The organism is Rhizobium sp. CNPSo 3670 (assembly GCF_057784555.1).
On sequence record NZ_JBXSOL010000009.1, the window covers coordinates 37,156 to 58,905 of the forward strand.

Genomic DNA, 21,750 nt, shown 5'->3' on the forward strand with positions numbered 1-21,750 from the left:
CGACCTCTCAGCGAATCAGCCCGGCTTTGCGGTTTGCTCGGAAGTGACCTGTTCCGGCTCGAGGTAACCGGCGCCGATGGCGACATAGAGGTCCACATAATCCTTCGCGACCTGCTGCACGGTGGCAGCGAGGCTTTCCTGAGCATCTGAGACCGACCGCTGCGCGTCCAGAACGTCGAGCAGCGACGAGGCGCCGTCCTTGTAGCTCGTGGTCGAAAGCGCCAGCGATTCCTGCGCCGTCTGCACCTGTCTGCGCAACGGCCCCAGCGTCTGCGTATCGTGGCGAACGGCCGAAAGCGCGTTTTCGACCTCTTCCACCCCGTTCAGCACCGCCGCATTCCACGCCAGATATTGCGTTCTGGCATCGGATTTCTCGATGTCGACGTTGGCCCGCAACTTGCCGCCGTCGAAAATCGGCAGGTTGAGCGTCGGTCCGAACGACCAGCTGGTGAGGCTGGCGCCGCTGGCGCCCGATGCTTTGACCCAGCTCGGCGAAATCGAGCCGGAGAGCGAGATTGACGGGTACAGCTGGGCTTGCGCTGCACCGATATCGGCCACAGCTGCCGCAAGCTCGCGTTCGGCCTTCCTTATATCGGGACGATTGCGAATGAGATCGGCCGGAATGCCGGCACGAATGTCGCCGCGGAACACCGGCTGACCTGTATTCTTGCGCAGCTCGTCCGTCAGCGAAGCCGCCGGCATTCCGAGCAGAGTAGCAATGTGATGGGCCGATTCGGTAAAACTCTGTTCAAGGCCGGGAATGTCGGCCTTTGTCGACTGTACCAGGCCCTCGGCCCGGACGACGTCGAGGCGGGAGGCCGCACCGGCTTTCAGCTGCAGCTGCGTGAGTTCGTAAGTCTGCTGGCGGGATTTCAAACTCGCCTGGGAGAGCGCAATCCGCTCCTGATAGTAGCGGGCGTCGATATAGCTCTCGACCAGGTCTTTCAGAAAGGTGAGCTTCGCATTGTCGGCCGTCGCATAAGCGGCCCCAAGCGAGGCGATCGCGCTCTCCTTCGAGCGGCGATACTGGCCGAAGACGTCGAGCAGCCAGGACAGGCTGACATCGCCTCCCGTCGTGTTCGTGGTGCCGACCGTCGTGCGCAGCCGCCCCTTTTCGCCTGATACCGTGTGCGATGCGTCCACGCTCAGACTCGGCAGAGCGCCTGCACCGGCAACCGTCACGTTGGCGGAAGCCGAGTTGATGCTCTCGAGCGCCTGCAGCACATCGAGATTGTCGCTGAGGCCGTGAGCGACCAGCCCGTCGAGCTTCTTGTCGCGATAGGCTCTCCACCACTCTACCGTCACGACATCGCCGTTGCTCTTGTTACCCCCCGCTTCGAATTTCGCGGGAAGCGGCATCTCTGGGGGAACGTGATCCGGGCCGCTGACGCAGCCTGCGAGCAGCAGTGTGAACCCGGATGCGGCGTAGCGGAGGGACGATAATCTTGTGTGAAGCGACGTACTCACGGGGGAGCCTCTGAACGGGAATCGTGGGTTCAGGCTTAGCGACGCCAGCGTTAATGGCGGTTAAGAAACTGTAAAGTTAGGTAAAACCCGGCAGAAGGGATCAGCGCTTTCTGGGAAGCTCCAATGTGATCGCCAGTCCGCCCGCCTCCGGCAACGATGCATGCACACGCCCGCCATGGCGTTCGATAGCCTGCCTGGTGATGGCGAGGCCGAGGCCGTATCCGCCTCTCGGCACCGCCTCTTTCCCGCGTGAGAACGGCTGGAAGATCCGTTCGAGTTCGTCCCTTTTTACGCCTGGCCCCTGATCTGTGACGCAGATCTTGATGCGGTCGGCAGCTGTCTCGCAGGACACGGATATGAACGAATGCTCGGCCGTGTATTTGACCGCGTTGCGAACGACGTTTTCCAGCGCCCGGTAGATTAGCTCGCCTTCGACCTCGGCTCGGAAGACCCCCTCGACGCTCGTCGTGATCGAGACCTCCCGTGCCTGGGCTTCGAAGGCCGCATCACCGAGGATTTCGTTCAACAACTCGATGACATCGACGGTCTGCGTCTTCAGCGGCAGGCCGGATCCTGCCGTCAGCCTGGCAAGGGTCAGGACCTCGCCCACCAGCACGTCGACCCGTTCGACCTCCCGGTCCATGCGATCCAGCATGGCGCCGAGTTTGGCCGGGCTTTGCCGGAGCACGCCGACGGCGGCCTGCAGCCGGGACAAAGGCGAACGCAGTTCATGAGAAACGTCGTGAAACAACCTCTGCTGCGCGTCCTGAAGTTCCTGAAGCCGTGCGGCGCTCGAATCGAAGTCATGGGCAAGCGCTGTCACCTCGTCCTTCCGGCCGGCCATCTTTTCGCCGATGCGGAAGTCGAAGCGGCCATGCGCAAGCGCGCTCAAGCCATCGCGCAAATGCACCACGGGGCGGATGAGGTATCGTGCCAGTGCCCAGGCGGATATCGTGCTGGAGATCAGGATCGTGAGCCACGGCATAAACGGGCCAAAATTTTCGAAGGTGAAAGTGGGAGGGGCTGGCAGGAATATCCGATAGCAGATCCCCTCCTTCAGAACGGATCGCGTATCAGCCGCCTTCGGATCCGAACAGGCATCGGGTTTTGCGGTTTTGGAGATGGTCAGACCGTGCGGCAGCGTCTCTTCACTTGAACGCACGAAATATGCTGCCGCTTCCTCGCCGTCCCTCGCAAGCACATTTGCGGTTAGGTTCAACGCGATCGACCGTCGCTCCTGTTCCAGTTCCCGCGCAAAAGGAACGCCTTGGAGAAGGTTTACGAGCAGGATGATCACGCCGAGGGTCGTGGTCAGCGTCAGCCAGATGATCGCGAAGAACTTCCAGAAAAGCCGGGGCATGGTCAATCCACGAGAAGTTGATAGCCCTGACCGCGAACGGACTGGATCCAGGATTGTCCGTCCTCCCTCAGTCCGAGCTTCTGGCGAACGCTGCTGATATGGACGTCGATCCGGCGATCGAACGGGGTGAGCGGCTTGCCGAAGGCGCGCTTGGAAATATCCTGCTTCGACACCAGCTGGCCGGCGCTGCGGGCGAGAACTTCGAGCAGGCTGAACTCCGTGCCGGTCAGCTCCAAAGCTTCGCCGCGCCATTCGGCGCTTCTGCTGCCGGAATGGATCACGAGCTCTCCTGCCCTCACCGTATCAGTCGATACGCCGGCCGCCGGCTGACCCGCCCGGCGCAGGATGGCCCGCAGCCTCGCCGCAAGTTCGCCCGGCGAGCACGGCTTCGGCACATAGTCGTCGGCGCCGAGATTGAGACCGGATATCCTGTCCACGTCATCGCCTCTTGCCGTCAGCATCAGTACCGGAACCTGACTGAGCTTCCTGATCCGCTGCAGCACTTCGATGCCGTTCATGCGGGGCATCATGATGTCGAGCACGATGATGTCGACCGTATTGCCGGCAGCCGCGGCAATGGCGGCGCGGCCGTCCGTATCCGTTATGACGTCATATCCTTCCTCGACCAGATATTCCTGCAGAAGTGTCGTCAGCTCCGCATCGTCGTCGATCAGGAGAACCTTGTTCATTCGCGTTATCCGTTATCAATCCGGGCATGCCATACAGCACAATCGCACTCATGCGGGTAAGTTTTACTCAACTTAACACTAACTTGACCGCACTTAACGTTCGCCCCGTTACATACCTGCGATGACATCGTCGCGCGCTGAAAGCCGGTTGCCGTGGATGAGCGGCAATCCTTCAGTCGATTGCGCCGATCGGGAAAGGCACCGATGCCTTGACCACAAGGAGTGCGTCGTTGAGAAAAACCTCCAGACTATTCGCCTCCGCCTTCGTTGCGATGGCGCTGTTTGCTCCCCTCCGCAACGCCATGGCGCAACAGGCTGCGGCAACCGCCCTCACCGTCTCTCTGACGGCGCCGGCTCAGCGGGACTGGCCTGAGACCGTTCCCGCGAGCGGGTGGCTGAAACCATGGCAGGAAGCGGTCATCGCCTCCGAGACGAGCGGGCTGCGCATAACCGATGTTCTGGCCGATGTCGGTTCCGTCGTCACCAAGGGCCAGACGCTCGTGCGGCTTTCCCAGGAGAGCGTGCTCGCCGATCTTCGCAAGCAGGAGGCGGCCGTCGCGACCGCCAAGGCGAGCCTTTCGAAGGCCAATGCCAATGCCGACCGGGCGCGGCAGCTCCAGCCTTCGGGTGCGCTCTCCGATGAGAAGATCGTCGAGTATCTCGCCAACGAGCAGACCGCGACGGCAAGTCTTGCATCCGAAGAGGCCGTACTCGACAGCGAAAAGATCAAGCTTGCGCAGACGACCATTACCGCCGTCGACGACGGCCTCATCACCTCGCGTTCCGCCGATCTCGGCGCCGTCGTCTCCGCCGGCACAGAACTGTTCCGCATGGTTCGCCAGCAGCGGATCGAATGGCAGGCCGAGGTTTCGGCACGTTATCTCCCGCGTATTTCGCAAGGCCTGAACGTCCAGGTCAACGGGCCTGAAGGTCACGTCATCGAGGGCAAGGTGAGGCTTGTCGGGCCGTCGGTCAGCACCGATACCAGCCGGGCAATCGTCTATGTCACGCTGCCGGACGACGCCCGTCCGCGCACGGGCCTTTACGTCACAGGCAACATCGAGCTGCAGACCTCCCCGGCGCTGACCGTGCCCGAGACGGCAATCGTGTTCCGGGACGGGATCAGTTACGTCTTCACCGCGAGCGAGGATCAACGGGTGCAAAGGGTGCGGGTGGAAACCGGCCGTCGCAACGACGGCGAGGTGGAAATCGTCTCCGGCATAGACCGGACGTCGAAGGTGGTGACGTCGGGCGGCGCATTCCTCTCGGACAATGACCTCGTGAAGATCGCGGAGAAAAACTGATGAACTTCTCGGCATGGTCGATCCGCAACCCCGTCCCGGCAATATTGCTGTTTGCGATGCTGACGGTCGGGGGACTCTTGGCCTTCAAGACCCTGGCGGTCCAGAACTTCCCCGATATGGACCTTCCGACGATCAGCGTCACGGCGATGCTCGACGGTGCGGCGCCAACACAGCTCGAAACCGAGGTCGCCCGCACAATAGAAGACAGTTTGGCTTCGCTCAGCTATCTCGACCACATCACCACGACCATCACCGACGGCACCGTCTCGATCAAGGTTTCTTTCAAGCTGGAGAAAAACAGCGAAGCGGCCCTGAACGAAGTCCGCAACGCCGTCGACAGCGTCAAGGGCGATCTTCCAGCGCAGATGGAGACACCAAGCGTCACCAAGGTTACGGTCCAAAGCTCCGCGCTGGTCACCTATGCCGTCCGCTCGACTGCTCTCAACGAAACCGAGCTTTCCTGGTTTGTCGATAATGATCTCACCAAGGCGCTGCTCTCGGTGTCCGGCGTCGGTCAAGTCAACCGCATCGGCGGGATCGACCGCGAGGTTCACGTCGATCTCGATCCCGCGACGATGGCGTCGCTCGGGGTCACTGCGGCGACCGTATCGTCGCAGCTGAAGGCGGTGCAGGCGGATACATCGGGCGGCCTCGGCGAAATCGGCGGCACCCGTCAAACGCTGCGCACGCTCGGCGCTCTTCCATCGGTCGAGGCTCTGAAAGGACTGAGAATTCCCTTGGCCAACGGCCAGCAGGTTCGCCTCGACGAAGTCGCATCGGTGACGGACAGCTTCGCGGAGCGGTCCTCGATGGCTTATCTCGACGGCAAACCGGTGATCGCGGTCGAGATCAAGCGCTCGAACGGCTTTTCGGACAGCGGTGTCGCCGGCGATGTCGACAAGGCGATCAAACAGTTCGCCGCCAAACATTCCAATGTGCAGATCGACGAAGCCTACAGCACGATCGGGCCGATCATCGACAATTATGACGGTTCGATGCACATGCTGTTCGAAGGGGCGATCCTGGCGATCATCGTCGTCTGGCTCTTCCTGCGGGACTGGCGCGCAACGATCCTGTCGGCCGTGGCGCTGCCCTTGTCCGTGATCCCGACCTTCCTGGTCATGTACCTCTCTGGCTTCAGCCTGAACATCATCACGCTGCTGGCACTGTCGCTGGTGGTCGGCATCCTCGTCGACGACGCCATCGTCGAGATCGAGAACATCGCCCGCCACCTGCAGATGGGCAAGCGGCCGATCGATGCCGCCCTCGAAGCCGCCAACGAGATCGGGCTTGCCGTCATCGCAACCACCTTCACGCTGGTCGCCGTCTTTCTGCCGACCGCCTTTATGAGTGGCATTCCGGGACTTCTGTTCCGGCAGTTCGGGGTCACGGCCGCCGTCGCCGTACTCGCCTCGCTCGTCGTTGCCCGCCTGCTGACGCCGATGATGGCAGCCTATTTCATGAAGGCCGCCCCTCCCACGGAGGAAAAAGACGGCCGCATCATGCGCGCCTATCTGGCAATCGTGAAGGCTGCCATGACCCGCCGCAAGACCACGGTGGCCGTGACCGCCGTCATCGTAGCGCTTTCCCTTTCCACCATTCCCCTGCTGAAATCCGGCTTCCTGCCCGCTTCCGACGATGCGCGGACCCAGATCACGCTCACCATGCAGCCGGGCGCCACCATCGAGCAGACGGACGCCGCAACCAGGAAAGCCGCCGATATCGTCGGCAAGCTTCAGGACGTCACCCGTGTCTTCTCCTCGGTCGGCTCCACATCTTCAGGCGGTGGCGGCCCCGACGCCAGCACCACGAGCAGCGTCAATTCCGCCACGATCGTCGCCGTGCTGACGGCGATCGGCGAGCGTGACCGCAAGCAGTCGGGAATCGAAAACGATATCCGGCAGGCGTTGTCGGTTCTATCAGGCGTGCGCGTTGCCGTCGGCGGCGGCGCCAACGGCACGAAGCTCGAAATCACCCTTGCCAGTGACGATGCCAACGCCCTCGACAGCGCGAGCACCGCGCTCGAAGAACAGCTCCGCACGCTGAACGGCATCGGAGCGGTGACGTCGACGGCGGCAAGGCAGGCGCCCGAGATCCAGATCACCCCCGATTTTGCGCGCGCAGCCGCATTGGGGGTGACGTCGAGCGCCATCGCCGAGGCCGCGCGCGTAGCGACGAACGGCGAATACTCCGCCAGCCTGCCGAAGCTCAACCTGCCGCAGCGCCAGGTTCCGATCGTCGTCCGATTCAGCCCGGAGTCGCGCACCAGTCTGGACGATATCAAGAACATGCGGGTGGCGGGCACGAACGGCAATGTTGATCTCGGATCGGCCGCCGATATCCGGATCGGCGGCAGCCCCTCCGAAATCGACCGCATCGACCGGATGCGCAATGTTACCGTGTCGGTCGAACTCAACGGCCGTATCCTCGGCGACGTCAACCGCGAGGCACAGGCGCTGCCGGCGCTCCAGCATCTGCCGTCGGGCGTGACACTCGTCGAACAGGGCGAACTTCAGCGCAGCTCGGAACTGTTCCAGAGCTTCGCGCTGGCAATGGCGATCGGCGTGTTCTGCATCTATGCGGTCCTCGTCCTGCTCTTCCATGATTTCCTGCAGCCGCTCACGCTGCTGATGGCTTTGCCGCTCTCGCTCGGCGGCGCGCTCGTGCCACTGGTGGTGACCGGGACCAGCTTCTCGCTGGCCGCCGTCATCGGGCTGCTCATGCTGATGGGCGTGGTGACGAAGAACTCCATCCTCCTCATCGAATACGCGATCATGTCGCGCCGCCAGGGCATGTCCAGGTTCGATGCCGTCGTCGACGCTTGCCATAAGCGCGCCCGGCCGATCGTCATGACCACCATCGCGATGGCTTGCGGCATGCTTCCGGTCGCCCTCAGTCTGACCGGCGGCGATTCGAGCTTCCGGCAGCCGATGGCGATCGTGGTAATCGGAGGCGTGATGATGTCGACGCTGCTCAGCCTCGTCGTCATCCCCGTCATCTTCACCTTCGTGGATGACCTGGACGAGGCGCTCAAGCGTCTTTTCCGTCGAGCCGCACCGGAAACCACCGAGAGCGCACCGGAAGCTTCAAACGATCACGCGGCAATCACCTTCCAGCCCGAGCAATCGCGGCGAGGGGGAGGTCGACGATGATCGCCTTCCGCCGAGCGATCAGCCGGATAGTCCCACGCCCGCTGCGGGCGAGGCTCGGTGAATCTTGATGGCAAGCTCTTCGGTCGAGTTCCCTCCCCCGGAACAAGACCGCGGGACGTGTTCCCCCGCAGGCGGCATCCTGCCGCCTGCGCGTCCTGCCATGCGTTCGACAACGGCTCCATCGCTTCCAAATCGGGCAAGGTGCCGCTGGTGGCCGACCGCCCCCGAGCGAAGCGACAACAATCGGGCTGTCGCGGATTGAATAGCAGCTGCCGCGCCGCCCCGTGCTCGCGAAAATTCATAGAGGCCTGCTTCGTCGCGGCCCTTTTTCACTGCTGGCCTGGCGGCCCGCGCCCGTGCAATTCCATTAATTCGAAGTGGCTAATATATCGAACAACTTCATCGTGATATTCAGTCCTTTACGGCTGCGAGCGGCTGTAGCACGGAGGGTAAAATGTTTCGATTGAGCGTTCGGCTTGGATTTTTAGCCGCTTGTGCGTTGGAGCTACCGTTGAGCATGGCAGCAGCGGCCGATGATCCGCAGATTGCGCGCGGCGAATATCTCGTCACGGTCGGCGGGTGCAACGACTGCCACACACCGGGATATCTCTTTGGAAAGCCGGACACCTCGCGATTTCTCGGTGGATCGGATGTTGGCTTTGAGATCCCGGGCGAGGGCGTTTTTGTCGGCCGCAACATTACGCCTGACAAGGAGACCGGCATCGGCAGCTGGACCAGGGAACAGATTGTGACTGCTCTTCAGACCGGGCAGCGGCCTGATGGTCGCGTCCTGGCGCCGATCATGCCATGGCAAGCATTCGCGCAGCTCACCGACGAGGACGTGACATCAATCGCAGCGTACCTTCAAAGCTTGAAACCGGTAGCTAATCAGGTCCCCGGACCTTTCAAACCGGGGGAGAAGGTTTCAACCTTTTTGTTCCGGATCTTGCCACCGGGTGAAACCGCAGCCAGCGCGCCAAACTAGAAAGTGACGGATGCTGCGAGTCACCGGCCGTGTTTGCCGCGCCAGGCGGCGAATTCCTCGAGATTGCGCGGCTGCGTTGCCGGATAGAGACCGATGATCGACTGGCCAGCCAGCACGCGCTCGGTGACGAAATCCTCATAGGCGGTCATTTCCACAGCCTCCTCGGCAATCTCGTCGGCGAGTTCGGCCGGAATGACGATCACCGCTTCATCGTCGCCGACCATGATATCGCCCGGCCAGACCGCCACGTCGCCGCAACCAATCGGCACGTTGATGTCGAGCGCCTGGTGCAGCGTCAGGTTCGTCGGCGCCGAGGGCCGATTGTGATAAGCAGGGATCGACAGCCCGGCTATTTCGGGACTGTCGCGGAATCCGCCATCGGTGACGACACCTGCCACGCCGCGCACCATCAGCCGCGTGACGAGGATTGAGCCGGCGGAGGCGGCGCGCGGATTCTTGCGGCTGTCCATCACCAGCACGGCGCCCGGCGGGCAGCTTTCGACGCAGGCGCGCTGCGGGTGTTCGGGATTGCGGAAAACCTCGAGCTTGTTCAGGTCTTCGCGCGCCGGAATGTAGCGCAGCGTATAGGCCGGCCCGACCATGTTGCGGCCTTTACGGGCGACCGGCTGCACGTCCTGGATGGTCTGGTTGCGCAGGCCGCGCTTGAAGAGCGCCGTGCTGATGGTGGCGACGCTGACCCGCATGAGTTTGTCGCGCGTGCTGTCAGAAAGTGTCGTCATGCATGTCCTCCTAGAAAATGTCCGGTTCTCCGGCTGCCGCACCGAATTCGGGCAGCAGATAATCGAAATCGCAACCCTTGTCGGCCTGGCTGACATGGGAGGCGTACATCCAGCCGTAGCCGCGGCCGAAACGATCGGCCGGCTTCGTCCAGGCGGCGCGGCGCCGGATCAGCTCCTCCTCGTCGACCAGCATATCCAGCCGGCGGTTCGGAATATCGATCCTGACGATGTCGCCGTTGCGCAGCAGAGCGAGCGGGCCACCGACATGGGCTTCGGGCGCCACGTGCAGCACGCAGGCGCCATAGCTGGTGCCGCTCATGCGCGCATCCGACAGCCGCAGCATGTCGCGATGTCCTTGCTTCAGCAGCGCCTTGGGCATCGGCAGCATGCCCCATTCCGGCATGCCGGGACCGCCGAGCGGTCCGGCATTGCGCAGCACCATCACATGATCAGGCGTCACATCAAGCGTTTCGTCCTCGACCGCCGCCTTCATGTCGGGGTAACTGTCGAAGACCAGAGCCGGGCCTTGATGGACATGGAAGCGCGGGTCGCAGGCCACTGGCTTGATCACCGCACCATCGGGCGCCAGATTGCCCTTGAGCACGGCAAGTGAGCCCTCCGGATAGATCGGATTGGAAGGCGGCCGGATCACGTCGTCATTATAAATCTTGGCATCGGCCAGCGCTGCGCCCAGCGTTTCGCCCGAGACCGTCAATGCGTCGAGATCGAGCCGCTCGCGGACCTGCGACATCAGCGCCAGAAGACCGCCGGCATAGTAGAAATCCTCCATCAGATATGTCTTTCCGGACGGACGGACATTGGCGATGACCGGAGTGACGCGGCCCAGCGCGTCGAGATCGTCAAGCGTCAGCTCGATCCCTCCCCTGCGCGCCATGGAGAGGAGATGGATGACCGCGTTGGTGGAACAGCCGGTCGCCATGGCGACCGTCGCGGCATTGCGAATGGCCGCCGGGGTGACGATCCGGTCCGGCGTCAGATCTTCCCAGACCATCTCGACGATCCGCCGGCCAGTCTGGGCCGACATGCGGATATGATTGGCATCGGCTGCGGGAATCGAAGAGACCCCTGTCAGCGTCAGTCCCATCGCATCGGCAATCGCCGTCATCGTCGAGGCGGTGCCCATCGTCATGCAATGGCCGTAGGAGCGCGCGATGCCGGCTTCGATGCCGGCCCATTCTTTGTCCGATATCGTTCCCGCGCGCCGCTCATCCCAGTATTTCCAGGCGTCCGAACCGGAACCAAGCTGCTGGCCCGCATAATTGCCCCGCAGCATCGGCCCGGCCGGCAGGTAGATCATCGGCAGGCCGGCGCTGAGCGCGCCCATAATGAGGCCCGGCGTGGTCTTGTCGCACCCTCCCATCAACACCACGCCATCGACGGGGTGGGCGCGGATCTGCTCTTCGGTCTCCATCGCCAGGAGGTTGCGGTAGAGCATGGTCGTGGGCTTCATGAAGTTTTCCGACAGCGCCAGCGCCGGCATCTCCACCGGAAAGCCGCCGGCCTGCAGCACGCCGCGCTTCACGTCTTCGACGCGATGCTTGAAATGGGCGTGGCAGGGATTGAGGTCCGACCAGGTGGAGAGGATGCCGATCAGCGGCTTGCCGGCCCAGTCGCCGGCATCGTAGCCCATCTGCATCAGGCGCGAGCGATGGCCGAAGCCGCGCAGGTCCTCGGATGCGAACCAGCGGGCCGATCGCAGCTCCCCCGGTGTCTTGACGGTTTTCAACGACATGCCGATCTGCCTCCACAATTGACATAGCTTGAAGTGTCCGAGGCCAGCAAGATACAGGCTCCCGGCTGAACGTCCACGGATGTCAAGAGAGTCGCTCAATCGCTTCGAAATCAGGCAAGGCGCCAAGCTGCTCGGCTGTGCCGAACTGTTCGTTGCCGTCAACCGTCACCCGGTAGTCGGGCCAGGGGTCAAGCGTGCCCGACATAGAAATATGTCGGTTTATCTGGCCGTGTCGGTCATGATCTCGGTCGGCTGAGGATCGGTCTCCTGCTCCAGCACGATCGCGAGCAGATTGAGGCTGTCGCGCAGAGTACCAGGAATGGTAATGGCGTTGAGGCCGGTAAACCCGACATTAGGAAGGGACCGACCGACGTTTAGGCCTCACCGCAAAGCTGATTCAACGACAATCGCAGGTCGGAACCGCTCTGAATAGTTACTCCCATCGTGTGGAGCGATTTTTTGACTGGTTCAACCAGCTTCGCGTTTGCCTCCGCCAACATACCACCCGGTTGCCAAAGATTATTCTCGAAACCCACCCGAACGTGTCCACCGAGGAGCGCGCCTGCTGCCACACAAGCCGCCTCATGACGTCCGAAGGCACATACGCTCCAATGGGCAAAGCGTGGCATCTCGGCCCCCAGAAACGGTAGCAGATCTCGCGGCTGAGACAACTGATTGACCGTATAGCGGCCGAGCACGAATAAAGTCGGTATGTCGTTCCATGGAACAAGTCCGCGTCGCATCATGTCGGCAAGACGGAGAGCCTCTGCGCGGTCGTAAAGAATAATCTGGGGCAGGACCCGTTCCTTTTTCATCCATGACAAAAGGTTCGCAAACTCTGATTCATATGTTTCATCAGGAACAAGTTCGCGCAGGGCCAGAGACGCTGCTTCCGGTTTGACGGTCTTGACGATCGCTATCTGCTCCTGCGGTCGATACACTCCAAGCGCTTCGCTGGTGATCTGAACAATCATCCGATCGCCCACCTCAGCCTCTATGGCGGCGATGACGGCGTGATAGGCGTCGGCGTCAAGCAGATGCGAGCCATCCGGCTTGCGGACATGCACGTGGATCATGGCGGCGCCAGCCTCAAGGCATTCCGCCGCCGTTTGTGCCAACTCGGCCGGCGTCAGGGGTATGGCTGGATGATCAACCTTCGTACGGCGCCCTCCGTTCGGCGCGACGGCTATTGCAATTGAATTCAAAGCAGTTTCTGCATTCATCTTCGTCAACTTGCCTATGTGTGATCCATATAGATCATTATATCACATACTGAAACATACGTTGCAATTTAAATCGAACCCATGTAGGTAACGACCATGAACCAGGGACCTTTGGCAGGAGCGATCGTCAAGGCATTCGACGGCATGTCGGCCCAGCTGCAAGCGGCCGCACGTTACGTGCTCGACCATCCAAGCGATGTCGCCCTGCTGTCCATGCGGGAACAAGCGCGCCAAGCTGGCGTACAGCCGGCAACCATGACGCGCTTTGCGAAATATCTTGGCCTGGCTGGCTATGACAATGTCCGGGATCTCTATGCCGAGGCGATGCGCGGTGCGGATGGTGGTTTTGCGGGCAAGGCCGGAGCCCAGGCCTTGAGCCAGAAGCTGAAGGGCGACCACGCTCTTGCGGCGGAAATGCTGAATTCGATCGGCGGGCAGATCGCCCGGCTTGCCGAGCCGCGATCCCTCGATCGGATCGTCAACGCCGCGTCGACATTGGCAAAGGCTCGCCGCGTCTACTGCCTGGGGCTGCGCGCCAGCCACTCTATCGCTTGGCATCTTTATTATATCCTGACGCTGATCGGCGAAAAATCGACCATGCTCGATGGCATCGCCGGGACAGGCGCGGATGCGATCGGCACGGCAACGGCGGAAGACGTTTTGCTCGTCGCAAGCGTTCTGCCTTACACCCGGGCAACAATCGAAATTGCCGAATACTCCCAAAGCCGCGGCATCAAGGTCGTCGCCATCACCGACAGCGAAGTCGCGCCGCTCGCACAATTCGCAACGGCGACCATTCTGGTCTCGACTGAGGGTCCATCTTTCTTTCATACCATGTCACCAGCCTTCGCCGTTGCCGAGGTTTTGGGCGCGCTGCTGGCGGGCCAGGGGGGAGAAGAGGCCGTCCAGGCACTCCGCCGTTTCGACGAGCAGCTGGCCGCATTCAAAATCCACCTAAAGCCAAGAAACATGAAGAGATCGCCATGACGCACCTTCTCCACCGGGCTATTCACGCGCAGCTCCCCGTCGCCGTCGCCGGCAAGGGTATCGAACTCTTCGACGCCGATGGAAAAGCCTATATCGACGCGTCCGGAGGCGCTGCCGTATCCTGCCTCGGGCACGGACATCCCGATGTGATCAAGGCGCTGCATGAGCAGCTGGACAAAATGGCCTATGCGCATACCGGCTTCTTCACCACCGAAGTGGCGGAGAAACTTGCGGATCGGCTTGTTGCTGATGCGCCCGCCGGGCTCGATCACGTCTATCTCGTCAGTGGTGGTTCGGAAGCCGTCGAAGCAGCGCTGAAGATGGCACGGCAATATTTCGTGGAAAAAGGCGAGACACAGCGACGTCACGTCATCGCACGCCGTCAGAGCTATCACGGCAACACGCTGGGCGCGCTTGCCACCGGCGGCAACGAATGGCGCCGGTCACAATTTAAACCGCTGCTGATCGAGACGCATCATATCGACCCCTGCTACGCCTATCGCTTCCAGAGAGAAGGGGAGAGCGACGAAACATACGCAGCCCGCGCCGCACAACAGCTGGAAGACAAGATTCTGGAGCTGGGCGGCGACCAGGTTATCGCGTTCGTCGCCGAAACGGTCGTCGGCGCCACGATCGGCGCCGTTCCGCCGGTCCCCGACTATTTCAAGCGCATCCGGGCGATCTGCGACAAATATGGCGTTCTGCTGATCCTTGACGAGGTGATGTGCGGGATGGGCCGCACCGGCACATTGCACGCCTGCGAGCAGGACGGCATTGCGCCGGACCTGATGACGATCGCCAAGGGGCTTGGCGGCGGATATCAGCCGGTCGGCGCGGTGCTTTTATCCGGCGCGATCTTCGAGGCCTTCGCCGGCGGCTCCGGCTTCTTTCAGCATGGACACACCTATATGGGCCATCCGATGGCGGCGGCCGCCGGCCTTGCCGTGCAGGAGATTCTGAAGCGCGATGGCTTGCTCGCCAACGTCATCGAAATGGGCAGCCATCTTGAAACGAGGCTAAACGAACGGTTTGGCAACCACCATCATGTTGGTGACATCCGGGGGCGTGGCCTATTCCAGGGTATCGAGCTCGTCAGCGACCGGGCGACGAAGGCCCCCTTCGACCCGGCGCTGAAACTCAATGCGCGCATCAAGAAGGAAGCCATGGCTCGCGGGCTGATGGTCTATCCGATGGGTGGAACGATCGACGGGAAGACGGGCGATCACGTCCTGATGGCGCCGCCTTTCATCGTGAACCGGCAGGATATCGATACCATCGTCGAACGTCTTGGCGATGCCGTCGATGCGTCCATCCGGTGAGGTGACGCGCTAAAAAGCGCGCGCCCAGGTCATTCAGAGAGACTAAAACAGCCATGATGAACATCTTCAGGGCCTCGCGGCCTCATGCCTTCTGCTGACCTGCACGATCCCAGCAGCCGGCGCCTCAGATGTTGGCCCCGACGCTTCAAAAGAGCAAGGATACCGCGACAATCACGATCGGGCTCGAAGGTTAGCGCCCTTCAAGCGAGCTGTGTAACAATCTGTGATCTATTTGTTTCCTGATTAAATTTTATGATCTAAGTGGATCATATTTGATCGAGTTGGATATTTTCCAGGCGCAGCCAGCAAGCGGCGATTTCGCATCAGTATTTTCGCATTCCGCTAACTAATTGAAATCGCTTGACATCCGCGCGATCGACGTCCTGCAGACCCTTAATTTGCGGTTTTCCTTAACTGCGAACGGCATCTCGCTGCTGGGCTACTCATACATACCCTGTCAGCGTATCGCGCAAATTTTGAATGCGACAACACAATAAAAGCATTCTATATTTGCAATCGTTGACCAAAGGCAAAGGCCGATGCTTTTTGCCCAAAAAGGGGAACTCACATGAAACTGAGATTTGCATACCTGCTTGGAGCCGCCGTCACGGCGACAATCGCACTCTCGCTTCCGGCACAGGCCGCCGATCTGATCGTGGCCACCGATACGGCATTCGTGCCGTTCGAATTCAAGGAAGGCGACAAGTATGTCGGCTTCGATATCGACCTCTGGGATGCCGTCGCCAAGGACATAGGCGTCACTTACACGTTGCAGCCGATGGACTTTAACGGCATCATCCCCGCCCTTCAAACCAAGCAGGTCGATGTCGGCCTCGCCGGCATCACAATCAAGGACGAGCGCAAGAAGGTCATCGATTTCTCGGACGGCTATTATGACAGCGGCTTCCTATTGATGGTTCCGACGGACAGCACCATCCAGGGGCCGGAGGATCTCAAGGGCAAGACGCTCGCCGTCAAGACGGGAACATCAGCAACCGACTACGCCAAGGAAAACTTCAAGGGTACGGAGCTTCGCCTATTCCCCAATAGCGACAATGCCTATCTGGAAGTCGCGACCGGTCGCGCCGACGCCGCGATGCACGACACGCCGAACGTGCTCTATTACATCAAGACCAACGGTCAGGGTAAAGTGAAGACCGTCGGTTCCCAGATGATGGCACAGCAGTACGGCATGGCCTTTCCCAAGGGAAGCGAGCTTGTCGCCAAGGTAAACGTCTCGCTGGCCAAGTTGAAGGCCAACGGCACCTACAGCGCCATTTACAAGAAATGGTTCGGCACCGAACCACCGAAGAGCTGATCTCCAAACGAGTTTACCAGCGCGGGCCCTGCCGGCGCTCCTTTCCCGCTTGGAGATGCTTCGCATGGAATTCGATTGGTCTGTCGTTTGGCAAGCACTGCCGGAACTGTTCAGGGGCGCACAACTCACGGTCATGATCGCGCTCGCCGGGCTTGTCGGCGGCCTCGTTATCGGCCTTGTTGCCGGCCTGATGCGCGCCTATGGCAATATCGTCGTGAATGGCATCGCATTGATATATGTCGAACTCATCCGTGGCACGCCGATCGTCGTGCAGGTGATGTTCATCTACTTCGCACTACCGCTGATCGCCGACATCAGGATCAATCCGATGACGGCGGCGATCACTTCGATCATCGTCAACGCGAGCGCCTACATCGCCGAAATCGTCCGGGGATCGTTCCTGTCCATTCACAAGGGGTTGAGGGAAGCAGGCCTCGCGCTGGGTCTGCCCCTCTGGAAGGTGCTGTTCTACGTTGTCGGGCCACTGGCCTTCCGGCGCATGATCCCGGCGCTCGGAAATCAGTTCATCGTCAGTTTGAAGGACACATCCCTGTTCATCGTCATCGGCGTCGGCGAACTGACCCGCCAAGGTCAGGAAATCATGGCGGCGAACTTTCGCGCCGTCGAGATCTGGTCGGCCGTTGCCGTGTTCTATCTGATTATGACCGGAGCGCTGACCCTCCTCCTGCGCGTAACCGAGAAGAGGATGCGAATCCTATGAGCCTCGTCGAATTTAAAAAAGTCACCAAGAATTTTGGGCCGGTTTCAGTCTTGAAAGATGTCGACCTCGAGATTGGCAAGGGCGAAGTCGTCGTGCTGATCGGCCCGTCAGGATCGGGAAAATCCACCCTGCTGCGCTGTATAAACGCGCTTGAGGAGATCAGCGGCGGCGATCTAATCGTCGATGGAATAAGCGTCCGGGAAAGCCGTTCTAAGGTCCGGCTGATCCGGCAGGAGGCCGGGATGGTGTTTCAGCAGTTCAATCTGTTCCCGCAGATGACCGCGCTTGAGAATGTTGCGTTCGGTCCACGCAGGGTTCGCAAACTCGGCAAGGCAGAGGCAACCGAGCAGGCATCGGCCCTGCTTGCGAAGGTCGGACTTGCCGATCGCGGCCATCACTATCCATCGGAGTTATCCGGCGGCCAGCAGCAACGTGTCGCCATTGCGCGTGCCCTGGCGGTGAAACCGAAGTTGATGCTGTTCGACGAGCCCACCTCGGCGCTCGATCCGGAGCTGCGCCATGAAGTGCTGCGCGTCATGCAATCGCTGGCCGAAGAGGGCATGACGATGATCGTGGTGACACACGAAATCGGTTTCGCCCGCCAAGTCGGAACAAGGCTGATCTTCATGGAAAACGGCGACATCGCCGTCGACGGTGATCCGGCCCTTCTTCTCGACAACCCCGAAAACCCACGTCTCCGCGAGTTCCTGCAGCATGTCCACTGATACCGCCCATCGCCTTGCCAGCCTGACCCTGAGGGGTAGCCACTACGACATCGGTCAAGGTCTCGGGCGCCAGGGCGCTGCCCTCGTTCACGCTCATCTCGTCAAGACCTATGCCTGGGCAACGGTGATGGCATTCAAGCACGACGACCGGGTACGGATGGCAAGATCGCTGGTCGAACAGCACTATCCGCACTATTGGCAGGAGCTCTCCGGCCTGGCGGACGGACTGGGGCTGCCCTTCGACGACGTCCTTGCGTGGAACTGTAGAGGCGACCTCTGGGCAATGGCGCCGGATGGCTGCACCACCGTTCAGATGCCGGGCCGGTTCCCGGTCGTCGCCCATAATGAGGACGGTGATCCAGGCTTGCGACCGGGATGCGCACTGGCAACCATCGTCCCGGAACAAGGCCAGCCGTTCACGGCATTCGTCTATCCGGGCTCCATACCCGGACATACATTCGCGATCAATGGCAGCGGCCTCGTGCTGACCGTGAACAACATCCGCTCAAAACTTGGCGGAGACGGGTTGCCGCGCATGGTGCTGACCCGCGCGATCCTCGACTGCCCGACGATCGATGCTGCGCTGACTTTGCTTTCCGGTGCGCCCCGCTCCGGTGCGTTTCACCTGACGCTGGCGCAGGCAGGGCAATCCCGACTGGCCAGTGTCGAATTCACCCACAGGAATTGTTCGATCGCGGACATCACCAGCCCATCCATCCACGCGAACCATCTTGTGCATGCGGAGATGGCATCCGAGCCGCAAATCATAACAGGGTCGTCGAACTCACGTCAGGATCGCGGACAGGATATGCTCAACGCAAGCGATGAATCATTGGACCCACTGTCCATCCTTTGGGATCGAAAACGTCACGCGCTTCCGATCTATCGCTCCCAGCCCGACGATCCCGACAACGAGAACACGCTGGCGACCGCCGTGTTCAAGATCGGCAAGGACAGCATCGATTGGGCCGTTTATGATGGAGCGGGATCGGTGGCTCGTTTTGAGAATATGGGCCTAAAGATCGCGACAATGTGACATCGAGGCGGGGCATGACTGTGACGGATGAGGCTGCCGGATTTGCGAAGCCGGCGACAATTGAGGAGCTTCGGAACCTCACCGTGAGGATCAATCGTGAGAATGCCAATATCTCGCTCGGCAACAAGGCGCTCGATGTGCTGGCGAAGCTGGTGGACACGCCAGAGCAAACCGCGGTTCGCACCATATCCGAATTGGCCGACGCTCTCGGGGTGAATGCTTCGACATTGACACGGCTTTCGCAAAAGCTCGGTTTTGCCGGATTCAGCGATTTCCAGAGTGTTTTCCGCCAGGCGTTTTCCTCTGACGACAGGTACTTTTACAGCCGCCAGGCGGGTCGTCTGCTTTCCACGAAGGAAGACAGCGAGGAGGAATTGCATATCTTTGACCGACTTGGCCTGGAGACCAAGAACAACATCGACGGCTTTCTGGCTCAGATCGAGCCGAATTCGCTGCTTGAAGCCGCCGGTTTGCTTGCAAACGCCCGCCGCGTCAGGATCCATGGCGTCCGCCAATTCCATGCCTTCGCAAGCTTTCTGACCTATGGACTGGGGATGCTGCGCAGCGATGTCTCGCTGCTGGATGCGCCTCGTCTTGGCGTCGCCGAGGCCTTGGCCCAACTGGAGAAAGGCGATGTCGTCGTCGTTGCGAGCTGCGCGCCATACACACGCAGCGTCGCAAATGTGGCCGAAATCGCGGCGAAGCTCGGCCTCATCGTCATAGCGGTGACGGACACGCGCGCCTCCCCTCTCGTCGGCCCCTCGCGGCACGCATTTTTCGTGCCCCATGCGAGCAGCTTTTTCAGCAACAGCATGGGCGCCTATATCGTGTTCTGCGAAGGCTTGCTTAATCTTGTGGCCCGCGAACTTGGGGAGCGGGCCATTCAAGCTTTAGCCAAGCGCGAGGAGCTCATTTCCACAATGCGAATTGAAACTTGAACTTAGTCACTCACACCGCGTCGGGCCGAAGAAGCAGCCTCGCCGAAGTGGCCCTTATGTAGGCTCGTTGTTCCGTTGCTACTCAAGGACCTAACCGGAGCGGCTAAGGCGTGGCGCCGTCTGCGGAGAACGGTTCGGTCGGTCCCCTCGCCGGCGCGGTGAACCAGCGCGGTCCCTCGGCTGTCATGTAGATATGGTCTTCCAGTCGGATCCCGAATTTCTCCGGAAAGACGATCATCGGTTCGTTGGAAAAACACATGCCGGCCGCAAGCGGGGTGTCGTTGCCGCGAACGATATAAGGCTCCTCGTGGATCTCGAGCCCGAGGCCATGACCGGCGCGATGCGGCAGTCCCGGCAGGCGATAGTCGGGGCCGAGGAAATGTTTGGCGAGCACCTTGCGGGCCGCATCGTCGAGGCTCGAACAGGCGGCACCGATCCGGGCGGCATCGAACACGGCCTGCTGCGCCTCGCGTTCGATCCACCAGGCACGTTCAAAGGCGCCGTTGCCGCCGCCGAGCATATAGGTCCTGGTGACATCGGAATGATAGCCGTCGATCCGGCAGCCGGTATCGACGAGAATGACGTCGTCGTCGCCGAGGATCTGATCGCCGTCTGCGCCATGCGGCAGCGAGGTCGCTAGCCCGAAGGAGACGATTGCGAATGTCGAGCCGTCATCGGCGCCGGCCTGGCGATGCTGCCGATCGATGAAATCGACCACCTCGGATGAGGTGATGCCTGGCTTCAACAGCGAATGCACCTGCCTGTGCACGTTGAGCGTCAGGTTCATCGCATATTGAATCAGCGCAATCTCCGCGGCGGATTTGATGCGACGCAGGCCGCGGATCAGCCGGCCGCCATCGGCGAGCCTTTCGGCGCCCATCGCCGCCGCCAAGGCGTGATAGAAGAAAAGCGGCAGGCCGTCATCAAGGGCAAGCCTGCCGCCTCGGCCGACAAGGCGGGAAATGGGTGAAGCACTGCTCTCCTCCTCTTCCCATACCAGAATTTCTCCCGGCAGGTGCGGAAGGGTTTCGACACGGCTGCGCTCGAAACCGGGGACGATATAGGAAACGGCCGTCGGCGTGACGAGCGCGCCGAGAAACCTTTCGCTCGGATGCCAGACGAGGCCGGTAAAATAACGCAGGCTTTCGGTCGGGCCGAGAAGCATGCCGGCCAGTCCCTCGGCGTCGATCGCCTCTCGAAGCCTGGAAAGGCGATCCTGCCGCTCCTCCTCGGTGATGCGGAGTATGGGGTGCTGCCACGACATATGCTTTTCCTGTTCTTTCCTTTTCTGGCCATCCCGGCGGCGCTTCAGGACAGGCCGATCGCCACCGGCCGGTCGAGGTTGCGCGCGAGATAGTCCTGGATCTGGCGGACGATCTGGCCGGCGTGGGCGATGGCCAGCCGGTCGGCGCGTTCGGCGTCTCCGGCCTCGATGGCGGCGATGATTTCCTCGTGTTCATCGACATATTGTCGGGGCAGCCGGTCGTCGAAGGTCGAATAATAAAGGCGAAGTATGCGCCGGCCTTCGTCGAGCAGTTTGGCGAAGAAGGCCGTGTAATAGGTATTGCCGGCAAGCTCGGCGATCGCCACGTGGAATTCACGGTTGGCCTCGATCATCGCATAGGCGTCGCGCTTAGCAACCGCGCCGGCGAAGTCCTTCTGGTGCCGGCGGATGGTTTCCATGATCGCGTCGTTCCGCCGCCCGGCGGCCCCGCGCGTCGTCACCCGGTACATCAGCGTCAGCGCTTCGAAATAGGTGGGCAGGTTGGCGAAATCGATCGGCGCAACGATCGTGTTCCGGTTCGGCAGCGTCGTGACCAGCCCGTCGGCGGCAAGGCGCAACAGCGCTTCGCGAATAGGTGTCCTCGACATTCCGAAACGTTCCGACAGCCGCACCTCATCGAGCGGGCTGCCGGGTTCCAGCGCCATCGACAGGATCTCCCGGCGCAGCGCGGCATAGATGCTCTGCGTGCCGGAACCGCGCACCCGCACATTTTCCGCGTCGTTCTGCATGCGTCCCTCCCCTTGATGAG

The 21,750-nt window shown here is 61.1% G+C and carries 19 protein-coding genes; 11 read left to right on the plus strand and 8 right to left on the minus strand.

Features of this window, described 5'->3' with window-relative positions:
• Positions 1–15: 15 nt before the first annotated feature.
• The 3 genes from AC13QO_RS11355 to AC13QO_RS11365 all read right to left on the minus strand — a co-directional run bounded on the left by AC13QO_RS11355 (position 16) and on the right by AC13QO_RS11365 (position 3,516).
• Entirely contained in the window at positions 16–1,467 is a 1,452-nt protein-coding gene (locus tag AC13QO_RS11355) for an efflux transporter outer membrane subunit (RefSeq protein ID WP_488540683.1), read from the minus strand.
• 100 nt (positions 1,468–1,567) lie between these two features.
• Positions 1,568–2,827: a HAMP domain-containing sensor histidine kinase gene (locus AC13QO_RS11360; protein WP_085780856.1), complete on the minus strand. Its 1,260-nt coding sequence runs from the start codon at positions 2,825–2,827 to the stop codon at positions 1,568–1,570.
• Between the two features lie 2 nt (positions 2,828–2,829).
• Complete coding sequence (locus AC13QO_RS11365; protein WP_085780855.1) at positions 2,830–3,516, minus strand: response regulator; 687 nt, start codon at positions 3,514–3,516, stop codon at positions 2,830–2,832.
• A 272-nt stretch (positions 3,517–3,788) separates the two neighbouring features.
• On the opposite strand from AC13QO_RS11365, the gene AC13QO_RS11370 reads away from it, so the two are divergent.
• The 3 genes from AC13QO_RS11370 (at position 3,789) to AC13QO_RS11380 (ending at position 8,957) form a co-directional block, all read left to right on the plus strand.
• Complete coding sequence (locus AC13QO_RS11370) at positions 3,789–4,820, plus strand: efflux RND transporter periplasmic adaptor subunit (RefSeq protein WP_245362232.1); 1,032 nt, start codon at positions 3,789–3,791, stop codon at positions 4,818–4,820.
• Positions 4,820–7,972 carry an efflux RND transporter permease subunit gene (locus AC13QO_RS11375; RefSeq protein ID WP_488540684.1) on the plus strand — a complete coding sequence of 1,051 codons (3,153 nt, stop codon included), beginning with the start codon at positions 4,820–4,822 and terminating at the stop codon, positions 7,970–7,972. Before AC13QO_RS11370 ends, AC13QO_RS11375 begins: the two co-directional genes overlap by 1 nt.
• A gap of 454 nt (positions 7,973–8,426) precedes the next feature.
• Positions 8,427–8,957 carry a c-type cytochrome gene (locus AC13QO_RS11380; RefSeq protein WP_488540685.1) on the plus strand — a complete coding sequence of 177 codons (531 nt, stop codon included), beginning with the start codon at positions 8,427–8,429 and terminating at the stop codon, positions 8,955–8,957.
• A 20-nt stretch (positions 8,958–8,977) separates the two neighbouring features.
• Here AC13QO_RS11380 and AC13QO_RS11385 read toward each other — a convergent pair whose 3' ends face one another.
• Both AC13QO_RS11385 and araD read right to left on the minus strand, forming a co-directional pair.
• Complete coding sequence (locus tag AC13QO_RS11385; RefSeq protein WP_488540686.1) at positions 8,978–9,697, minus strand: ribonuclease activity regulator RraA; 720 nt, start codon at positions 9,695–9,697, stop codon at positions 8,978–8,980.
• 10 nt (positions 9,698–9,707) lie between these two features.
• On the minus strand, positions 9,708–11,450 hold the full coding sequence (gene araD / locus AC13QO_RS11390; RefSeq protein WP_488540687.1) for an L-arabinonate dehydratase: 1,743 nt from the start codon (positions 11,448–11,450) through the stop codon (positions 9,708–9,710).
• A 79-nt stretch (positions 11,451–11,529) separates the two neighbouring features.
• On the opposite strand from araD, the gene AC13QO_RS11395 reads away from it, so the two are divergent.
• Positions 11,530–11,706: a hypothetical protein gene (locus AC13QO_RS11395; protein WP_488540799.1), complete on the plus strand. Its 177-nt coding sequence runs from the start codon at positions 11,530–11,532 to the stop codon at positions 11,704–11,706.
• A gap of 118 nt (positions 11,707–11,824) precedes the next feature.
• Here the strand turns inward: AC13QO_RS11395 and AC13QO_RS11400 are convergent, their stop codons facing one another.
• On the minus strand, positions 11,825–12,673 hold the full coding sequence (locus AC13QO_RS11400) for a beta-keto acid cleavage family enzyme (RefSeq protein ID WP_488540688.1): 849 nt from the start codon (positions 12,671–12,673) through the stop codon (positions 11,825–11,827).
• Between the two features lie 96 nt (positions 12,674–12,769).
• Between AC13QO_RS11400 and AC13QO_RS11405 the strand changes: the two genes are divergently transcribed.
• The 7 genes from AC13QO_RS11405 to AC13QO_RS11435 all read left to right on the plus strand — a co-directional run bounded on the left by AC13QO_RS11405 (position 12,770) and on the right by AC13QO_RS11435 (position 19,717).
• A complete protein-coding gene (locus tag AC13QO_RS11405) occupies positions 12,770–13,660 on the plus strand; it encodes a MurR/RpiR family transcriptional regulator (RefSeq protein ID WP_488540689.1) in 891 nt (296 codons plus the stop codon).
• Positions 13,657–14,979: an aspartate aminotransferase family protein gene (locus AC13QO_RS11410; protein WP_285193899.1), complete on the plus strand. Its 1,323-nt coding sequence runs from the start codon at positions 13,657–13,659 to the stop codon at positions 14,977–14,979. The genes AC13QO_RS11405 and AC13QO_RS11410 overlap by 4 nt, the downstream gene beginning before the upstream one ends.
• A gap of 568 nt (positions 14,980–15,547) precedes the next feature.
• Complete coding sequence (glnH, locus tag AC13QO_RS11415; RefSeq protein ID WP_488540690.1) at positions 15,548–16,297, plus strand: glutamine ABC transporter substrate-binding protein GlnH; 750 nt, start codon at positions 15,548–15,550, stop codon at positions 16,295–16,297.
• A gap of 64 nt (positions 16,298–16,361) precedes the next feature.
• Positions 16,362–17,018 (plus strand): glutamine ABC transporter permease GlnP, encoded by a 657-nt coding sequence (glnP, locus tag AC13QO_RS11420; RefSeq protein WP_085780845.1) that lies wholly within the window; start codon positions 16,362–16,364, stop codon positions 17,016–17,018.
• Positions 17,015–17,743, plus strand: coding sequence for a glutamine ABC transporter ATP-binding protein GlnQ (gene glnQ / locus AC13QO_RS11425; protein ID WP_085780844.1), 729 nt, complete (start codon positions 17,015–17,017; stop codon positions 17,741–17,743). The genes glnP and glnQ overlap by 4 nt, the downstream gene beginning before the upstream one ends.
• A complete protein-coding gene (locus AC13QO_RS11430; protein WP_085780843.1) occupies positions 17,733–18,779 on the plus strand; it encodes a C45 family autoproteolytic acyltransferase/hydrolase in 1,047 nt (348 codons plus the stop codon). Before glnQ ends, AC13QO_RS11430 begins: the two co-directional genes overlap by 11 nt.
• 14 nt (positions 18,780–18,793) lie before the next feature.
• On the plus strand, positions 18,794–19,717 hold the full coding sequence (locus AC13QO_RS11435) for a MurR/RpiR family transcriptional regulator (RefSeq protein ID WP_085780842.1): 924 nt from the start codon (positions 18,794–18,796) through the stop codon (positions 19,715–19,717).
• Positions 19,718–19,820: 103 nt separating this feature from the next.
• Here the strand turns inward: AC13QO_RS11435 and AC13QO_RS11440 are convergent, their stop codons facing one another.
• Both AC13QO_RS11440 and AC13QO_RS11445 read right to left on the minus strand, forming a co-directional pair.
• A complete protein-coding gene (locus tag AC13QO_RS11440; RefSeq protein ID WP_488540691.1) occupies positions 19,821–20,981 on the minus strand; it encodes a M24 family metallopeptidase in 1,161 nt (386 codons plus the stop codon).
• Between the two features lie 44 nt (positions 20,982–21,025).
• A complete protein-coding gene (locus AC13QO_RS11445; protein ID WP_488540692.1) occupies positions 21,026–21,730 on the minus strand; it encodes a GntR family transcriptional regulator in 705 nt (234 codons plus the stop codon).
• Between the last annotated feature and the right edge of the window lie 20 nt (positions 21,731–21,750).